The following is an 18,245-nucleotide window of genomic DNA, read 5'->3' on the forward strand; positions in this document are numbered from 1 at the left end:
ATAAAAAAAGAAAATGAAATACCCGCGCCGATACGACCCATGGATTATCGTGCCTACGAAGTAGAAATACGCGAATTGTGGTTGGATGCGTTTGAAGACGAGCTCCGTGCGTTGCATCAGGCGGGATTTGTTCACCGCGACTTAAAGCGCCCTTCTGACATTGGAGGGTTGGCTTTTGACAATATTTTGTTGACCGAACAAGGACTTCGTTTTATTGATGTGGGTATCTCAGCCCTGCGCTCGCAAGTGGGGGAGGTGATTTTTGAGAAATACGTGGCAGTAGAACTGCGAGAAATGGCGTTGTTTAAAGACTATTTTTTGAATCGTTGATGTAGGTTCGGAAAATCCCGATAGCGCGAGGCTCTGCCTCGTGATAATTATCGAAAAGGCTTCTAGCCTTTTTGTTGACTTAGCTTGGCTGGGAGCCTCTTAATACTTTGTATGAGGGGGGAGGCGCCTGACATCAGTGGGCTATTTCGTAAGCTCGAAGGTATAAGCCAAACACGTCGAGGACTATTTTGGTATATGTGTTTTCTTTGACTTTACCCTTTCCACGTACCTACCAGATTTTTATCAATGGCGGGGGCAATGCACTCTTCGGATTTGGACTTACAACCGACTAACAAAACAACAATAACGAAAAAGGAAGCAAGACTTTTTAACATGGGTGAATAGTTAAATGAAAAGAATTGTTGAAAAAGTGGGTGGACGGAGTCAGTAGTTTAATCGAGGTTTGGCCTAAAACTCAATTTTTTCAATAGGTATCTGGGCTTTATGTAAGTATTTAAAAATATGTTTTAATGCAGGCATTCCAGCATAACCTGTATCTACATGAATTTCACAACGATTGGCATCTAATTTTTCAAGAACGCCTACATAGTGAATAGGGTGACGTTTTTTGCCTTTTTCAAAAAGCTCATTCCAGTTTACACAAGCATTATCAATTATTTGTGCTATTTGATTAAAATACTCCTCTGGACTTGTAATCTCAAATAGGGCATCTACGCCATCCCATTTCCACATTTCTACCCTAAAGGAATAACCTTCTATCAGCGTTGGCGCTGGCTTTAACTGGAATCTCCCTTGAATTTCGTCGACAAATTCATCTAATCCTTCTATCCAAAATTCGATATATTTCTCCTCTACGTCTTTATCTGGCTGTAACGCTAACTGACCATTTTTGTATTTCCAATAAAGGGTTATTCGATAATTGAGGCTATCTAAATTGAACATTAGACCTACTCGTTCCAACTGCATTACTATTTTATCTGATAAAGTAGTTTCTTTTGCTTCTTTGCATAGTGTCAAGTTTATAGTTAAAAACTCCACAAATGGGTTTAAACTTGCCATTTCTGCCGATAAATACTTATCAAGTGCTTGTTGAAATGTTTTGGAAATGTTAAGATGATAATTTAAAGTCTTTGTTTTCATCTAATTAGAGTAATAGTTATCTCCCTGTTGTGCGTAGTGTTCGGCCGAACTCTCCGTTGTGCGTAGTGTTCTTTTGAACACTGCGCACTGAACATAAAAGGCCGTTTGTAACGGCCCTACCAAGCCTATACTGTCATTAAATTAGCTGCGTCGGCAGCCCGATCTACCTCCAATAGCCCTTTTTGATTGTCCATGTAATCTCGTGCTGATGAAAAACGATATTCCCAAGGTTCATCTACCAATCCTGCTTTTACAGGGTTCTCGTGGATATATTGCAACTTCTGGTCAATGAATTTGTTGCTTATCAACTCAATAGGATGATTCTCTTGCTGCCAAAAGCGATAGGTCTTGTTCTTGGCAATGTAGGTACTTCGAGTAAATACATCTACTGCCATTGGACGGTTGCAAAAGTTATGAAATAAAGTCCCTCTGGATTTTGTATTCTACGCGCAAATGCCATTGATTTTTACGGTTATGTTTTAGCTTTTTAACTTGGTCGGGCCGTTGCAAACGGCTTTTTATTCTTAGTACGCAGTGTTCAAAGAACACTACGCACAACGGGGGGTCATAGGATTTTATTGATTAGAACGTTCAAATATTCGTAATGTGTTGGTGGTATCTATGGTGTATATTCTATCGCCTACGACTTTGAGGGTCATTACATTTACCCCTCTTCGGGGGCCATTCTCACCCAAGTGCTGCCACCAATCCACTTGCCGAGTTTGGGTATTAAATAACCCTATGGCATCGTATTCCAGACCACAAGTAAATACAAGATGGTTTGTCCCGAAGGCTTCAATGCGAAATGAAAAATCATCCAACGGAATACTTTTGAAATAATCTTGTAAATTCCAAACTTGGGTTTGTAGCGTTATTAAGTTAGTTTCCCAATAGAAACCTCGTGAAAATCCTTGCAGGATGTTTTGGGCTTTATTAAGTATAACTGCTGCTGAATTAGGAATGCGCGATTCGCCTAAAAAATCAAAGTCGAAAGGTAGGGTTTGGCGAATGTGGTGTAGCACTTCGCCCGTTGTGACCGAAAGACCCAATATAGTATCATTAGTAATACTTACCCACACTACATCCTCATATACTCCTATGATTTTATGGATATAGCCTGATTTTTGTTCTTTAGTACCTAACTCTGTATATCTACCTAACTCTGCAATGTTGATTTTCCATAATAAATCACCTGTTTGAAGGTCGGTTCTACACAAAAAGCAATTATCATTTTCATAAATATTAGATACATAAGCAAAAGCATCTATTAACTTCAACCCTCTTAACCCTTCTTTATACCAGATTAGCTTATTTGTTTCAAGGTTAAAAATACCACCATTACCCCCTTCATATATAATTGCGATTTGGGCATATTTATTTACTTCTGAACATCCTACGCCTTTTTTTAGAATTCCTAAAGAAGAATTGGATTTAAATAAAGCCCCATCATACATTTTAGTGAAATATATTAATCCATGAAGTGGTGTTAAATTTATTACTTGAAAATCAATTTGCAATTCTGTTTTTTTTTGCAAGTCTCTACAAAGTACTGTTCAATGATATTATTAGTTTTTTGTATTACAAAATATTCTTCATCTGCAAAAAAAGACTGATACCTTGTATTTTTTAGCTCAAATCTTGTTCTTATCATAAAATTATAATAGGGTTAAAAAATTAAAAATAGGGTGAGTGGCAGTAACTTTCTCTAAGTCAGAAACAGTAAAAATTTTGAATTGGTCATTATTGAAAACACTTGGATTAGCATTGAATATCTCCTCTGCTTTTGTATTAAACAATTTTACAAAAGCATCTTTTACTTCCTTTTCGGAGACCTTCTTGCTATTGAAAACATATTTGAGTTTGGATATATCGTTTCCTGTCGTACTCAAAGATTGTAAGTATTGTTTAAATTGATTAACAAACTTAGTGCTACTAGGAATACCCTCAAGGCTCTTTTTTACATAGCTTTTTAATTCGATAAAAGTACCATCAGTAAGTTTAATATCAAACAAACACCCTGTACAAATAGCGTCTAAGTCAATGTCTTCCCGATAGCACGCGTCTCTGCCTCGTGATAATTATTAAAAAGGCTTCTAGCATTTTTGCTGACTCAGCTAGGCTGGAAGCCTCTTAATACCTTGCACGAGCGCTACACTCGCGCTATCGGGGGTACTGAAACAACGCCCAAAGAACGATGATTATTTGTACGATTTAGAAACGTTTACCCGAAAAGTAGGCAAAGAAGAACACCTATCCAAGCAAAACCAACCAACGAAAAGGTACGCCCTAAATAACATCCTAGCTAGAAAAACAGCGCTTTGGACAAGGATTCGGAAAAATCAAAACCGACAAGCATATTTGTAGAAAAAACTACGACTATGCCAAACTGGATTACGGCCAAAGAATACACCGATATTACCTACAAAAAATGCGACGGAGTGGCACGCATTGCCTTCAACCGTCCCGAAGTGCGCAACGCCTTCCGCCCCAAAACGACCTTTGAACTTCTCAATGCTTTTGAAGATGCCACCCACGACCCCAAAGTAGGGGTGGTGTTGCTATCGGGTGAAGGGCCTTCTCCCAAAGATGGGATTTGGGCGTTTTGTTCGGGAGGGGATCAAAAAGCCCGCCAAAAAGGAGGCTACCGCGCCGAAGATGGCCGCGACCGCCTCAATATTTTGGAAGTACAGCGCCAAATTCGTTTTATGACTAAGCCCGTCATTGCGGTAGTGCCAGGGTGGGCCGTAGGAGGGGGGCATAGCCTTCATGTGGTCTGCGATTTGACGTTGGCGAGTAAGGAACACGCTATTTTTAAACAAACCGACGCCGACGTGGCAAGTTACGACGCGGGCTATGGTTCGGCCTATTTGGCGCGGATGATTGGCCAGAAACGCGCCCGCGAAATCTTCTTTTTGGGGCGTAATTATTCGGCGCAAGAAGCCTTTGAAATGGGGATGGTCAATGCCGTGGTACCGCACGATGAATTGGAAGATACGGCTTTCCAATGGGCTCAGGAGATTTTAGGAAAAAGCCCCATGGCCATTCGGATGTTGAAATTTGCCTTTAACCTCGTTGACGACGGGCTTGTAGGGCAGCAGCTTTTTGCGGGAGAAGCCACGCGTTTGGGCTACATGACCGAAGAGGCCCAAGAAGGGCGTGACGCGTTCCTCGAAAAACGTAAGCCTAATTGGGATAAGTTTGAACGGTTTTCGTAAAAAAACTATAATCAAACCTATAAGGTTTTTAAAACCTTATAGGTTTCGACGATATAAAAACTCTTAACAATGCGGCCATTCTTTTCACTTCTTTTTGTTTGTAGTTTGGTGACCAACACAGTACTCGCCCAAACCTCGTGGATACGGATTAACCAACTGGGATACTTGCCCAATTCAACCAAAGTAGCGGTGTTGGTCAGTAAAGAATGGCCCACTATTTCATCGTTTGACGTATGCGAAGCCCTCACCGACAAAGTTGTGTGGTCGTCGAAATCGGTGAAAACGTATGGCGCTTATGCGGCGTTTAAGTCAGGATTTCGACTCAATTTCAGCGCTTTCAAAAAAACGGGAGCGTACTATCTTCGCGCTGCGGGCGTACGTTCACCTAATTTCCGAATTGCCAACAACGTCTATGACGGCACGGCCGATTTTGTGTTGAAATACATGCGTCAACAACGCAGTGGCTACAATCCATTTCTCAAAGATTCGTGCCATCGTCAAGATGGCTACATCATTTATCACCCTGATTCTACCAAAAACGGTACGTTTATGGATGCGTCGGGTGGATGGCACGACGCATCTGATTATTTGCAGTACGTCACTACTTCGGCCAATGCGACTTACCAATTGTTGTTTGCGTATCAGCAAAACCCACAATCTTTTGGTGATAAACACGATGCCGCAGGACATCCCCGCCCCAACGGTATTCCTGACGTTTTGGACGAGGCCAAGTGGGGGCTGGATTGGTTGGTAAAGATGAATCCAGAAAAAGAAGTCATGTACAACCAATTGGCCGACGACCGCGACCACGCAGGAATGCGTTTGCCTAACAAAGATTTTATAGTTTATAACCCCAATTGGGGACTAGGCCGTCCCGTTTACCGCGTAACGGGTCAGCTACAAGGGCTTTTCAAGTACAAAAACCGTACAACGGGAGTGGCTTCCACGGCGGGTAAATATGCGTCAGCTTTTGCATTGGGAAGCCAAGTGTTAGCCAAATATTACCCAACATTTGCCGAAAATTTGCTTCAAAAAGCCAAAGAAGCGTATGAGTACGGCAAACGTTTTCCTGGGGTGTGTCAAACCGCACCAGGGCGTGCTCCGTATTTTTACGAAGAAGACAATTATGTGGACGATATGGAGTTGGCGGCAGCGCAGTTGGCACAAACTACGACGGCGGGTGCAACGCTCTGGAAAGAAGCGGCGGCGTTTGGACGCCAAGAACCCAGCACGCCGTGGATGGGTGCCGATACGGCCAAACACTATCAGTGGTATCCGTTTGTGAATTTGGGGCATTATTGGCTGTCAAAACACACCAACGCGACGCAAGCGGAGTTTCGTCAGTTTATGAAATTGGGAATAGATAAAGTAAAAGCGCGGGGAGAAAACAATCCTTTTTTGAATGGAGTGCCGTTTATTTGGTGTTCCAACAACCTGACCGTCGGCATTTTAACCCAGCTTCACCTTTACCGTAACCTTACCCAAGATGGGCAATACGAAGAAATAGAAGCCGCCATGCGCGATTGGTTGTTTGGTTGTAACCCGTGGGGGACGAGTATGATTTGCGGTTTGCCCGAGGGAGGCGATTGGCCTAATGACCCGCATTCGGCATTTACCCACATGTACAACTATCGCATTGACGGAGGATTGATAGACGGGCCTATTTACGGTAGTATTTTTGGCAAACTAATTGGAATTACCCTCTACAGTCCCGACGAATACGCTGATTTTCAGTCGAAATTGGTGGTGTATCACGATGATTACGGTGATTATTCGACCAACGAACCGACGATGGACGGCACGGCGAGTTTGAGTTATATTTTATCAGCGTACCAAAAAGAAGGTCAGTCGTACGTAAAAAATGGCTTCCAAGAGCCACAAGGTGCGTGGGTGCGGATGGATACTACTCAAAAGCAGGTGTATTTGACCTTTACGGGGCACGAGTTTGGCGAAGGAAATCTGAGTGTGCTGGATGCTTTGAAGCAACACAATGTGAAAGCTTCCTTCTTTCTGACGGGAGATTTTTTACGAAACCCGACGTTCAAACCAGCCATTAAAAGAATGCTCCAAGAAGGACATTACGTGGGAATGCACTCCGACAAACACTTGTTGTACTGCGATTGGGGTAAACGTGATTCGTTGTTGATCACCCAAGCGCAATTTGAAAAAGACCTGCGCGGTAATTTTGCTGAATTGGCCAAATTGGGACTTCAGCCAGCGCAAGCGTCGGTTTTTATGCCCCCGTATGAATGGTATAATGCCGCTACCAACGATTGGGCGTCGCACTTGGGACTCACTTTAGTAAACTTTACGGCAGGGACAGGAACAAACGCCGACTACACTTGGCCCGAACTTCCCAACTACCGTACCAGCCAGCAGCTTTACGACCGACTGATGAACGCGGAAAAGACGTCGGCAAATGGTTTGAACGGGGCGATTGTACTTATCCATAGTGGGACAGACCCTCGCCGCACTGATAAATTTTACACGTTACTTCCCCAGTTACTAAAAGACCTCAAAGCCAAAGGTTATCGTTTTGGGAGGTTCTGATTAGGAGTGATACCAAAAGCCAAACTCTCTAAATTTTTGAGGATTAATCCACCAACGGCCCGAATTGTTAAAGAGTTTTTTATTGGATACTCCTGCTTGAGATTGCAGCGGTTCAATGACTGAGCCCCCAGTTCTAAGTGCTTGAAATGATTGTGTTTCGGGCACTACTGCTACGATATGCCCCGAACGATTCGTATCTAATCTTTTGGCGCAAATGATTCCTACTTTGCCCATATTGGCTTGATTTTGTAAATCTGTTAAGTCGAATGTTCGGGTCCAGCCATAATCATCGCCCCATTCTTTGAGCCAGTCAAACAAATCATTTGCCCGAAGTTCTCTTACCGTTTCCCCATAAACAACACTTACTGGAAGCCCTTGTTGAATGCTCAGTAAGGCTTTGCTTTCCCACCAAACTCTGGGTAAATAAACCTTGCTCAGAAAGCAAACGTCATAGGCGTAAATATTACAATACGTGGCGGTTTGAGTTGGGAGATAACGTTTACTGGTCGTAACTGATAGAAAGTTGATAATTTGATGAATTTGTTGGGCTTGAGTAGTAGCGTCTTGAGCGTCCCGAAAGGGCATAGTAGTTTCGCTCAACGGACAATGTCTAAAATCCAACGAATTTCGGTTTGAACGTACATGTGAAGAGAAATGAACGGCAGGAGGAACAACCAAATTGTTGATTTGTGGCAGTACATTGTCTTGTAGCACAGGTTCTAAAAGTGTCGAAAAGATAAAACCGTCGAGGGTTTGGTTGTTTTTTGTAAATGTTACTTTAAACCAAGAAACATTCGTGTTATCAACCAAGGCTACGACTTCATTATGATTAAGTGTCGTAATAATGTTACTTGGGTTATCTTTTGACGGAGTACTGCGTACGTTTACGGCATTGGGGATAACTCTAAATAATGCTGTCATAGTAGTAAGTAAATAGAGGTTGGAATTATCCTGCTACGGTTTGATCAGCTGAAATAGTTAGTGAAGAATCACTGCCTGTAGAGGCGCTATTTTTGGAAGTAGTTTCGTTAGCTTTAGTGGGTGGTAAGTTATTTTTGAGAAAACCTTCAATAAAATCAACCCCTGCGTATCCTGCGGCAATCAGCGCTAGTACCATCTTTTCAGTCCACTGTGGTTCTTTGGTGAAGTCGTCTAAAAGGGGGATAGTAGCTAATACCCCAGCGATAAAACCGATAGCAATGCTAGACAGTAAACGCCCTTGGCTAAACTCATTTACAGCTACTCCCGCCGCTGCTTCTTCGCGGTACTTTCTGACTCCCATCACGGCACGAATGCCTTGTCCAGTAGCGCCGAGTAAGCCTCCTAATAGGAGTGCATTGGTGATTTGGGGCGCTGTGAGTGTTGCTAATAATATAAGTGAGTAGTTCATAAGAGTGAGTGTTTAGTTTTCTTGAAAAGTTACTTTGAAGTTGTCCGATTGAGGAAGAATGAGTGTTCGATTATTACGATTAAGAATACCTGTGATTGACAATTCAGCTGGGCCTATGTTTTTGATTGAAAAATCAGTAGAACCTCCAAGAGGTGTTGCAAACACTACTTTTTTACTGTTGATTTTAGTCAATTTGGTTACCGTGAGAGAATTAGAAGTATTGGCAAACGTAATGGTTGAGCAGTCAATAGTAACATTATCCATGATTATATCAGTACTTTTTATTTCGATTTCATTACATGTAATCGTTGTATTGCTCAAATCCACTTTGCTAGGACTACTGATGGTAATTTTTTTAGTAGTTGTAATGGTAGAATTCTGAAGCACTGTCGAATTGGCATCGGTGATCGTAATGTCTTCATTCCAGTGTAGCGTAGAGCGTTTGAAAGAAGTTTGTATGGTTTGAGCATTTAGCGTTGTGAACAGCCCTGTGAACACGAATGTGAGGAGAGTTTTGAAAAGAGTTTTCATACTATGAAAATATTTTAATGTTCTGAAAATTAGATATTTGAGGGCTTAGTTGCTCCGCCAAAACTCGCAAATTATATTTTCAACGGCTTGCCGATACCTTGGCAACGATTTGTAAATGATGACGCCATTGGCACCATTCACAATTGTTGGTTTGGCAATACGGGATCTATATTCGCTGATAATATTAGCATTCAATTGCTTCCATTGAGAGTTTGTACTATCGTAAGCAGGGACATTTTTTATGTTACAATCGCTCAGAAAAAACGCCTTTCTAGTGCAAGAACTTAGCAGTAACAGAAGACATACCACTCTAATGAGTGAGAAGATGCAGGTTTTCATGTTAGTAGAATGGGGTTAGTTGCGCTGTACTCTACGAGTGAGGTTGTAAGAAATAGACAAAAAAAAGGAGGGTTTGAATACCTTTTCCGTGACGTCGCTAATGCTGACTTTGGAGGGGTAATATTTGCCTCCATCTATATATTGGTTAGTTTTCAATCTTTCTATCCTCAAATAACTTACTCCTGTATTGAGCATTATTTTTTCTCGTTTGCCCAGTATCATACTCAGACCTGCGATTATACTAAGATTTACGTCATTGATGGATTGAAAACCTGCTCCAACTCCAAATAGTCCGCCGATTGAACTTGTTTTTCCTGACCTGCCGTAGAAGTGCATCATGGCAGCAATACTAGGGCTAATGGTATTGTTATTATTTAATAGGCTTAGTGTTGTATCTTTTACTGCGGAAGTAGTCTCGGGCAGTTTAAAATAATACTTTTCATCTCTTGAATTTTTGCCAAAAGAGATAATTGGTCCTACGCTAAAATCAACTTTTAAGCCACCACGAGCAGGAATTGATACAGGGAAGGCTTGGGCAGTCTCAAACGGCATTAAATCGTTGGTTTGAACTGGGGTAATTTTGACAGTAAATTCCATAAAATCACCATCCATTTGGATTGGGGCAGATTTTACTTCAAAATATTTACTGTTTTGAAGTGCCTCTTGCAAAACCATTACATCTTCAATCAACTTTAAAAAATCTTCCTCGTTAAGTTTTTTGTTAGCTTCTTCCAATTTTTCTTCTGCCTTCTCAATTTCTTTTTGTTTGACTGTATCTTGAGCTACTCTAGCTGCATTTATAGCTTTTGGGTATAATGCATAGGCTTTTGCGTAGGCAGTTACAAAATCGTCATAATCTTTTTTAAGGGCGGTTCTAGCCCGTAAAGAGGGGAGTTTTTCTGCAAGCTTTCCGTAATTTTCCCAATTTTGCTTTGAAAGATTTATCAGCTCTACCCGTAGAAATTTTATATTAGCCACTTTTTGGGCTATAAGAATATAGGCATCACAGGCTTGAGTTAATTCTTTAAGAGTTTGTTCCAACTTTTCTTTTGCAGGAGTAGATGCTACCCTAATCTCATCGCTGACTTCTCTAGCTATTACCTTCATCGGCTCTGCTGCGTCTTTCGCTTCATTTAAGGCGTCGGTTGTTTTTGAAGCGCTGACACTCTCTGGGGGTAACCGAAAAAGAGTTTGTAGTTCGGAGGGAATCTGTGTAACATAATCAATCATCGTGCCTTCTATCTCTACTTTATACCTAAAGGTATTGATGTTTACAATTTTGAAAGTAACAAATTCCCCTTCAGTTACGGGGCTTATTGGTTTTTTAAACTCACCTTTGTGATTATCATAGATTATAACATTTTGTCCAAAGGTCATTTGTGAAATAATAGCTAAGAGCAGAAAGCAGAGAAAGGGTTTCATAGTTTTCATAACAGTCGTGAGTTATAAGTTTTTCAAAAAAGGAATGCTTGGGGTGAAGAAGTATTCGCCTCCCTTCATAGTGACAAAGTGGCCAAAAGTAAATGCTTGGGGGTGTAGCTCAGGGAGTCCCCATTGAATAGGTAAGTGTTTGGGAGTTTCATTGCGTCCTTGTCCAATAATAGCATCCTGACCAACGCGACGTTCTCCATCTCCAATATTACCTTGATTAGACCAGCGATCTTGAATAAATTCAAATTGGCTTTCAATCTTGCTTTGATAACATTGGAACAATAAGCCAACTCCTCCTGTAGGTTGGTCTGCTTCTAAATCAAACTCATCCCGCCCGATGTCATTATAAGGGATGCCTCGGCGAGTGAGTCGGACACTCTTCGCAAAATCATTCGATACATCAGCGCGTGGGTTAGTGATTCGGATGTGAGAATGAAATGGGCATTTTAGCCCAGCAGTGTCATCTCGATAGTCAAAATCATTCGCTAATTGTGAAGATGCTACAATACCCTTTTCAAAGCTATGATTAACAACCTCTGAACCATCCTCAAATCTTCCCACTAGCATTGCTCCTGCTAATTCTTTGTTCTCTTTTCCGTGGCTGTCTCTGACCTTGGGGAGATTGCGTTTCCCATTTTCTTCTTTTTCTTCTGCTTCCTTGAAGCCTTTTACATCTTGTTCTAATTTTCTGAAAACATAATAGCTCCCAAAAGAATCGGGTATAGTAGTGCCAGTATCTTCTACCAAAACGGTGCTGAGAATAGCCCCATTATCGTCCCACTGAGATGAAGGAGAATCGTTGTTGGCTAAAAAATTGGGCTGGCTTATCCCATCTACATAACCAAAGTGCTCAAGCCCTAACCCATGTTCATTACGTAAAATTTTGCCTTTTTGGACATAAACTACGGTGGCGAAGGTGTTTACCACTAGTTTTATCGTGTTACATTCATTCAAAGCGGTTGAGGCATTATCATCGGCTATGATTACTAAAGCATCAATAGTCTTACCCTGAAAAGCCGTTTCCCATTCATGGGGGTTATCATTTAATATACCATTTCTCGCTTCCATACCTTGGGTAAAAGGAATATCGGTGGATGGAATTTGGGCTGGGTCAATACCAAGGTGAAGATAGCCAGTGTGCGACAAGGAAAAATTCCGAAAAACGCCGCCGTCAAACGTTGCATCTTTTCTTCTATTCTCTGCATCTTTTAATTGCTTAGAGGCAGAGGTGATTTTTTTAGAGAAACCTTTTAGCCATTTCTTGGCAGATTTTGACTTTGAAGGCTGAAACTGCAAGAAAATATGATAAGCATGGGTTCGGCCGTGGTGCTTGAGAATGTGACCTTGTAAATTGTTGAGTAGGTCAGTGAATATAGGATTGTTCAGAGAAACATTAGTCTCATTTAGTAGTGGATTTGCCATGGTTTTTATCTTTAGGAGTTTCATAATATTGAGTACAAATTTCCATTATGCACTTCTCTCAATCCACGGGAAAAATACTTGAAAGTGAGGCGTAATTAGGCGGTATCTCGCACCGTATTTTTCTTTGTAAAACGCCATTATTTTTGAGTATTGGTCTCCTTGCCATAGCCAGAACACCAATAATATCTTTATATTTGCCTCAACTCAAAAACCTAACCTTCACGTTTTCCACATGTCTGATTCTACTTCTGCGCGATTTAAACAGTCGCTAGGGTTGCTCGATGCAACCATGTTGGTTTCTGGTGCCATGATTGGCTCTGGTATTTTTATCGTAAGTGCCGATATGTCCCGAAACGTCGGTTCTACGGGCTGGCTTTTGTTGACATGGCTCATTACAGGCTTGGTCACGGTGGCGGCAGCTTTGAGCTACGGAGAGTTGGCGGGAATGATGCCCAAAGCTGGCGGACAGTACATCTATATCCAACGGGCGTTTGGCCCCTTGTTGAGTTTCGTTTATGGCTGGACGGTATTTATGGTGATTCAAACGGGGACGATTGCGGCGGTAGCAGTGGCTTTTACCAAATTCTCTGCGGTGTTTTTTCCCATTCTTAATCCAGAAAATATCCTTGTTGCCCTTGGCCCCATCAAGGTGTCGGTAGGGTCGCTGTATGCCATTGCGAGTATCGTTTTGCTGACGTTTATCAATACCAAAGGGATTCAGAGCGGAAAAATGATTCAGAATACCTTTACCATAGCAAAATTGGTGGCCTTGTTTGGGCTTATTGTGGTAGGACTTGGTTATGGTTTTAAGAGTGGAATGTTGTCACAAAATTTAGAAAACGCGTGGGATGCTTCCAAGGCAACCAGCGAAGGTGGCATCACTGCCATCGGAGGCATGGCATTGGTGATGGCCTTGGGCGTGTCGATGATTGGTTCTTTGTTTTCGTCGGATGCGTGGAACAACGTGACCTTTATCGCGGGCGAAATCAAAGATCCTAAGCGCAATATTCCGCGTAGTTTGTTTTTAGGAACACTCATTGTAACCGTCATTTATTTGTTGGCCAACCTTGCCTACTTGAGCATTCTTCCGCTGAAAGGTAGCCCCGACGGTGCCGATGTATTGGCAAAAGGGATTCAGTTTGCCGATTATGACCGAGTGGCTACGGCTGCGATGTCGGTGATTTTTAGCGATTCGGCGGCAGGAATTATGGCAGCTTTGATTATGATTTCGACGTTTGGGTGTAACAATGGCCTCATTTTAGCGGGCGCACGTTTGTACTACGCCATGGCGCAAGACGGCCTTTTTTTGAAACAAGCTTCTACCCTCAACGAAAACGGGGTGCCTGCCAAAGCGCTTTGGTTGCAGTGTTTGTGGGCGAGTTTGTTGTGTCTTTCGGGAACGTACGGTGAACTTCTCAACTACTGTACCTTTGGTTCGTTGTTGTTTTATATGGTTACTATCGCAGGTATTTTTGTGCTCCGCCGCAAAGAACCCAATACTGAGCGTCCTTACAAAGCGTTTGGTTATCCGTTGGTGCCCATTTTGTACCTTGTTGTTACATTGGCTATTTGTTTGATTTTGTTGATTGATGACAAAACCCGTTTTGATACTGGCATGGGGCTATTGATTGCGGCCATAGGCGTGCCCGTGTATTATTTTACAACGAAAACAAAAAAGGCTTAATCCAATTTTATGGAAAAGAATAAACCCTCCATTCTGAACGCGTGGTGCATGTACGACTGGGCCAACTCCGTCCATGCGTTGGTGATTGTATCGGCGATTTTTCCCATTTATTTTAGCAATACCGCTGTCAATGAGCAAGGTGGCCCCGACGTGGAGTTTTTGGGCATGACCGTCAACAACTCGGCGTTATTTTCCTTTGCTGTATCGTTTGCGTTTTTGTTCATTGCGGTTATTAACCCAATCTTGGGGGCGATTGCCGACTTTAGTGGGAAGAAAAAGCGCTTTATGCAGTTTTTTGTGTATTTGGGCGCGTTGAGTTGTTTAGGGTTGTATTTTTTTAATCGTGAACACCTTACCATTGGGATTTTGGCGTTTACACTTTCGCTGATTGGCTGGTCGGGGAGTATCGTTTTTTACAATGCGTACCTGCCCGAAATTGCTACCGAAAATCGTTTCGACAAACTCTCTGCCCGTGGTTTTACGATGGGCTACATAGGAAGCGTGCTGTTGTTGGTTTTTAACTTGACCATGCTCATCAAACCCGAATGGTACGGAGGGATTGATTCAGGAACGGCCTGCCGTATTTCGTTTGTAACGGTGGCGATATGGTGGATTGGTTTTGCGCAAATACCTTTTTATTACTTGCCCAACGGGACTCCCTCCAACGAAGCACGTACGGGTGGATGGATTTGGAATGGGTTTCGCGAACTAAAAAAAGTGCTGGCCGAGCTCAACCATCTGCCCATTACCAAGCGGTTTTTGGTATCGTTTTTCTTCTACAACATGGGCGTTCAAACCGTGATGTACATCGGGACGTTGTTTGGTAGTAACGAACTTCATTTGCCTGACAATGCGCTGATTGTGACCATTTTGTTGTTGCAAATTTTGGCGATTGTTGGAGCTTATTGTGCGGCGGTTTTGTCGGGGAAATGGGGGAATACGAAGACCATTGCGCTGATTTTATTCATCTGGATTGGCGTGTGTGTCTCGGGCTATTTTGTTTATACCGAACTGGAGTTTTATGGCTTGGCTGCCATGATTGGTTTTGTGATGGGAGGTGTTCAATCGCTTTCGCGCTCTACTTACGCCAAGCTTTTACCCGAAAATACGTCCGATACGGCTTCGTACTTTAGCTTTTACGACGCTTGCGACAAGTTTTCGACCTTTCTTGGGACAACGATTTTTGGGATTATTACCCAACTTTCGGGAATGCGGAACAGTCTTTTGTTCTTGGCGGTGATTTTTGTGCTGGGTCTTTTGATTTTGCGCCGAATCCCTTCGCAAAAAATTTACCGAACTCCCTTGAGTGGTACATAAAGTTGCTATATTTGTGGCCGAAACCTGCTAGGATCTTAGCTCAGTTGGTTCAGAGCGCTGCCTTGACAGGGCAGAGGTCATCGGTTCGAGCCCGTTAGGTCCTACAAAAACCCTCAAAACACGCTGTTTTGAGGGTTTTTTATTGATTTTGTACCTAAAAAAAACATACAATTTTACGTTTAAAAACGTGAATAGGCGACGTGTACTAATACCAGGCGCGTCACAAAATGTGAATGAGCTGCATTTAGTAAACCTGTCAAAGTCACAGTTACACCGTTGCCAATAGCTGTACTGATGTCAATTCGATAGTGTAGAATAAGGCTTATATAACACTTTTCTTCAAATCGCTTGTAGGAGCAAACAAAAACCCCGCTTCACGGGCGGGGCTTTCAGCTAAAAATGGCAAAACTCAAAGAAGGGTGGCGATCTATCTAAATTCTTCCGTTACGTACGCCAAAGAAGATAGCAACAACAACAACAAATATCACTCCCATTACAAAATATGTCATTGTATTGTTGTTAGAAGGTGGGGGAGTGTAATCTTTTGGGATTTCTGTAGTAATAGCTGGATTGTCAGGGTAATAATTAAATGAGTTTTCGCCTACACATAAATATCCAGTTATGTTTACTCTAAAATTATCAACTGTAATTTTCCTAACTCCATACCAAAGAATTGAAATTTCTTTTTTTGTCCAAAGCCCTAATTCAATGGTCACTTCCACAAATTGCTCTAATTGGCTGTTACCTAGTACAGCGTATTGCCCTGTTGCAGTCCCAATAAAATCGCCTGCTTTCCACTCTCTATAAGAATTTTTTGTCTCGGTAGCTTTTAAACGCCTATCCGAATCTCTAAAAGGCGCGGAATAGATTTGTATTCCATCCTTAGTGGCATAAAGTTTCGAGCCTGCACGTAAATCGGATGCCATGTTTTGTAAGTTTTAAGAATTGATGTTACTCTTTTACGGTAATACTGTCTAGTACCTCCCAAAAACCTTCTTTGCCTTTGGCGTCTAAAACAATTTTGAAACTACCATCTTTACTTTTTTTTCGCTTTAGTTTATCAAAACTTTGGCGTGCCGTATTGTAGCTAGAAAATTGTTCAACGTATCCTGTCGTTCTAACTCTAAAAGAACTATAAGAACTCATGTTTGACATTGTTTTAAATGTTTGATTTGTAGATAATTAAACCGATGCAAAACAAAAAAACACCTCGTTAGATACTCGGTGTTTTTGGTACGATTCGGAAAAAAAGCTATTAAAACATAATTTTGATAGCTTCCTGAACTTCTACTTCATTTAAACATAGATAATCACATAAGTCTTTCACAAGAATATCCTTACGGTTTGGTGGGTAATTGTACAAAAAACGAATATTTTGGCATACCTCCCCCGTCTTTGTTTTACCCCATCCCGTAATCTCCATAATTTCGTTGCGTTTTATAAATAGACGTTTCATGTTATCTATATCCAGTTAAGTTTCTCCCTAGTGTCCATTTTGGCTTTGTTCTTACAATTACATTACCTGCTCTTAGATGAAACTTTATGAGAATTATAATAGCCCTCATAGAAGCATTGACATTTCTTCTTTTCAAGTATTGCGACCATGTATAAAGAATTGGCTTATCTAACGGCGTAAAATCGTTACGTATAGATAAGTTAGTAGCGCACGGCCTAGGGATTCCCTGTTTCTCCCTTGCCTCAAACATTTTAGTATTGGGGTTGTATCGAAATTCATAAAAGACGAACAAAAAGACCCAAGTAGCTCTAATATCGCTTATTGCCTTTATTAGGTTTCTTTGTGGTTCTGTTGTGGTTTTAGGCTGGTTTTGTACTGGTTTCATTGGTGGTTGTAGTGGTTCTAGTTTAAAAAACTGGTTTTTATAGTGGTTTTTATGGTGGTTTTAATGACGGTTTTTAGCCATTTTTTGGGGCTATAAACTCATTAAAGTCTTTGTAACCTTGATAGTATTTACTACCATCAATTACCCTAAATCCCATTCCTTCTATATCGGCTTTAGCTTTTTGCCCTGCCATATCGTTGTCAAAGAAAATTCTAACCTGCTGATGCTCTTTTATTGTGTCTAAGGAGTGTTTGAGGTTCGATAGTGAGTTGAGTACTATTGTTGTGTTTCTTGGAACTATGAGACCGAAAAAGGCCAATGAGGAAAGAAAATCAAAGAAGCCCTCGAATACATCAACGGTATTGGTTGGGTAGGGGGCGTTAAAGGTCGTAATCCATTTAGGGGAGGTACAGCTTTTATAGTATGGATTCCTGATTTCTAATCCTCCCTTGTCGTTGGCAAACCCTAGAGCGTACGTTCTTCGATGCTTGAGTTTGTAATGTACTTCGACCAAATACTTTTCAGCTAGTTGGGTAGAAATGCCCCTCTGATGAGCGTAATTAAAGAGCGCACCATGTTTTAGAGGTGAAACTTTAGTGACTATCATCTTAGACGTTATTTCGTTGTTATTGAGTGTATGGCCGCTAAAAAGAAAGGGCTGGATTGTATCGGCGGGTTCAAACTTTTGGAGTATTTCTATTGATTTAACAAACGTGCATCCTGTCAAATACTGGACAAGCCTGATAATGTCCCCGCGTTCATTGGTGGTGTAGTCGTGAAAAACATTTTTGAGCGGATTGACAAAAAACGACGGGGTAGATTCTGTTTGCTTTGGTGAAAAATAAACCAATTCAGCCCCTGAATATTTTAAAGGACGAACCCCTAACGTGTCTAAGTAGTTGACAATGCTCACTTTCTTGATTGCTTCGATTGTGCTTTGTGGTATCATGGTTTTTCTTTTTAGCGGCCTAAATCAACTTCTAACCTCCAACCAAAGAATATTCTGAAAGCGAACTATTCTGCAAACGCGGAAACTGTATATTTATATACTGCTCCTGTTTCGTTTCGTTCGCAATAATATTCTGTTTTTGTAT

The 18,245-nt window shown here is 41.6% G+C and carries 19 protein-coding genes and 1 tRNA gene; 6 read left to right on the forward strand and 14 right to left on the reverse strand.

Annotated features, from left to right (window positions below; all coding sequences use genetic code 11):
* Positions 1 to 39 precede the first annotated feature (39 nt).
* A complete protein-coding gene (locus K339_RS34905) occupies positions 40 to 330 on the forward strand; it encodes a hypothetical protein (protein ID WP_211243846.1) in 291 nt (96 codons plus the stop codon).
* A 212-nt stretch (positions 331 to 542) separates the two neighbouring features.
* On the opposite strand, the gene K339_RS38050 is transcribed toward K339_RS34905, so the two are convergent.
* The 5 genes from K339_RS38050 to K339_RS0126420 all read right to left on the reverse strand — a co-directional run bounded on the left by K339_RS38050 (position 543) and on the right by K339_RS0126420 (position 3,443).
* A complete protein-coding gene (locus K339_RS38050; protein WP_262506080.1) occupies positions 543 to 665 on the reverse strand; it encodes a hypothetical protein in 123 nt (40 codons plus the stop codon).
* Positions 666 to 738: 73 nt separating this feature from the next.
* The gene (locus K339_RS0126400; RefSeq protein WP_028526290.1) at positions 739 to 1,431 is read right to left on the reverse strand and encodes a hypothetical protein; all 693 of its coding nucleotides are present in this window, start codon (positions 1,429 to 1,431) and stop codon (positions 739 to 741) included.
* 125 nt (positions 1,432 to 1,556) lie between these two features.
* Positions 1,557 to 1,826, reverse strand: a complete 270-nt coding sequence (locus K339_RS34910; protein ID WP_028526291.1) for a hypothetical protein — start codon at positions 1,824 to 1,826, stop codon at positions 1,557 to 1,559.
* 180 nt (positions 1,827 to 2,006) lie between these two features.
* Positions 2,007 to 2,966, reverse strand: coding sequence for a hypothetical protein (locus K339_RS0126410; protein ID WP_157607754.1), 960 nt, complete (start codon positions 2,964 to 2,966; stop codon positions 2,007 to 2,009).
* Between the two features lie 120 nt (positions 2,967 to 3,086).
* Positions 3,087 to 3,443, reverse strand: coding sequence for a hypothetical protein (locus K339_RS0126420; protein WP_028526293.1), 357 nt, complete (start codon positions 3,441 to 3,443; stop codon positions 3,087 to 3,089).
* Positions 3,444 to 3,809: 366 nt separating this feature from the next.
* On the opposite strand from K339_RS0126420, the gene K339_RS0126425 reads away from it, so the two are divergent.
* The gene (locus K339_RS0126425) at positions 3,810 to 4,646 is read left to right on the forward strand and encodes a 1,4-dihydroxy-2-naphthoyl-CoA synthase (RefSeq protein ID WP_028526294.1); all 837 of its coding nucleotides are present in this window, start codon (positions 3,810 to 3,812) and stop codon (positions 4,644 to 4,646) included.
* A gap of 69 nt (positions 4,647 to 4,715) precedes the next feature.
* Positions 4,716 to 7,196, forward strand: a complete 2,481-nt coding sequence (locus K339_RS0126430) for a bifunctional glycoside hydrolase family 9 protein/polysaccharide deacetylase (protein ID WP_028526295.1) — start codon at positions 4,716 to 4,718, stop codon at positions 7,194 to 7,196.
* Here K339_RS0126430 and K339_RS34915 read toward each other — a convergent pair whose 3' ends face one another.
* From K339_RS34915 to K339_RS34920, 5 genes are all read right to left on the reverse strand, one after another.
* Positions 7,197 to 8,117, reverse strand: a complete 921-nt coding sequence (locus K339_RS34915; protein ID WP_051398272.1) for an SH3 domain-containing protein — start codon at positions 8,115 to 8,117, stop codon at positions 7,197 to 7,199.
* A gap of 25 nt (positions 8,118 to 8,142) precedes the next feature.
* A complete protein-coding gene (locus K339_RS0126440; protein ID WP_028526296.1) occupies positions 8,143 to 8,586 on the reverse strand; it encodes a hypothetical protein in 444 nt (147 codons plus the stop codon).
* Between the two features lie 12 nt (positions 8,587 to 8,598).
* Positions 8,599 to 9,117 carry a hypothetical protein gene (locus tag K339_RS0126445; protein WP_028526297.1) on the reverse strand — a complete coding sequence of 173 codons (519 nt, stop codon included), beginning with the start codon at positions 9,115 to 9,117 and terminating at the stop codon, positions 8,599 to 8,601.
* Positions 9,118 to 9,471: 354 nt separating this feature from the next.
* Positions 9,472 to 10,878: a hypothetical protein gene (locus K339_RS0126455; RefSeq protein ID WP_211243847.1), complete on the reverse strand. Its 1,407-nt coding sequence runs from the start codon at positions 10,876 to 10,878 to the stop codon at positions 9,472 to 9,474.
* A 21-nt stretch (positions 10,879 to 10,899) separates the two neighbouring features.
* Entirely contained in the window at positions 10,900 to 12,309 is a 1,410-nt protein-coding gene (locus K339_RS34920) for a Dyp-type peroxidase (protein ID WP_051398294.1), read from the reverse strand.
* A 232-nt stretch (positions 12,310 to 12,541) separates the two neighbouring features.
* Between K339_RS34920 and K339_RS0126465 the strand changes: the two genes are divergently transcribed.
* From K339_RS0126465 to K339_RS0126475, 3 genes are all read left to right on the forward strand, one after another.
* Positions 12,542 to 13,993: an APC family permease gene (locus K339_RS0126465; protein ID WP_028526299.1), complete on the forward strand. Its 1,452-nt coding sequence runs from the start codon at positions 12,542 to 12,544 to the stop codon at positions 13,991 to 13,993.
* 9 nt (positions 13,994 to 14,002) lie between these two features.
* Positions 14,003 to 15,310: an MFS transporter gene (locus tag K339_RS0126470; RefSeq protein ID WP_028526300.1), complete on the forward strand. Its 1,308-nt coding sequence runs from the start codon at positions 14,003 to 14,005 to the stop codon at positions 15,308 to 15,310.
* Between the two features lie 29 nt (positions 15,311 to 15,339).
* Positions 15,340 to 15,414: transfer RNA gene (locus K339_RS0126475), tRNA-Val, on the forward strand.
* A 327-nt stretch (positions 15,415 to 15,741) separates the two neighbouring features.
* Here K339_RS0126475 and K339_RS0126480 read toward each other — a convergent pair.
* From K339_RS0126480 to K339_RS34925, 4 genes are all read right to left on the reverse strand, one after another.
* Positions 15,742 to 16,236: a hypothetical protein gene (locus K339_RS0126480; RefSeq protein ID WP_028526301.1), complete on the reverse strand. Its 495-nt coding sequence runs from the start codon at positions 16,234 to 16,236 to the stop codon at positions 15,742 to 15,744.
* 25 nt (positions 16,237 to 16,261) lie between these two features.
* Positions 16,262 to 16,456, reverse strand: coding sequence for a hypothetical protein (locus K339_RS0126485; protein ID WP_157607755.1), 195 nt, complete (start codon positions 16,454 to 16,456; stop codon positions 16,262 to 16,264).
* A gap of 109 nt (positions 16,457 to 16,565) precedes the next feature.
* On the reverse strand, positions 16,566 to 16,766 hold the full coding sequence (locus K339_RS0126490; RefSeq protein ID WP_028526303.1) for a hypothetical protein: 201 nt from the start codon (positions 16,764 to 16,766) through the stop codon (positions 16,566 to 16,568).
* 458 nt (positions 16,767 to 17,224) lie between these two features.
* On the reverse strand, positions 17,225 to 18,100 hold the full coding sequence (locus tag K339_RS34925) for a DUF8464 domain-containing protein (RefSeq protein WP_051398273.1): 876 nt from the start codon (positions 18,098 to 18,100) through the stop codon (positions 17,225 to 17,227).
* Positions 18,101 to 18,245 lie beyond the last annotated feature (145 nt).

Origin of the sequence: Runella limosa DSM 17973 (assembly GCF_000482465.1) — a bacterium.
Taxonomy (GTDB): Bacteria; Bacteroidota; Bacteroidia; order Cytophagales; family Spirosomataceae; genus Runella; species Runella limosa.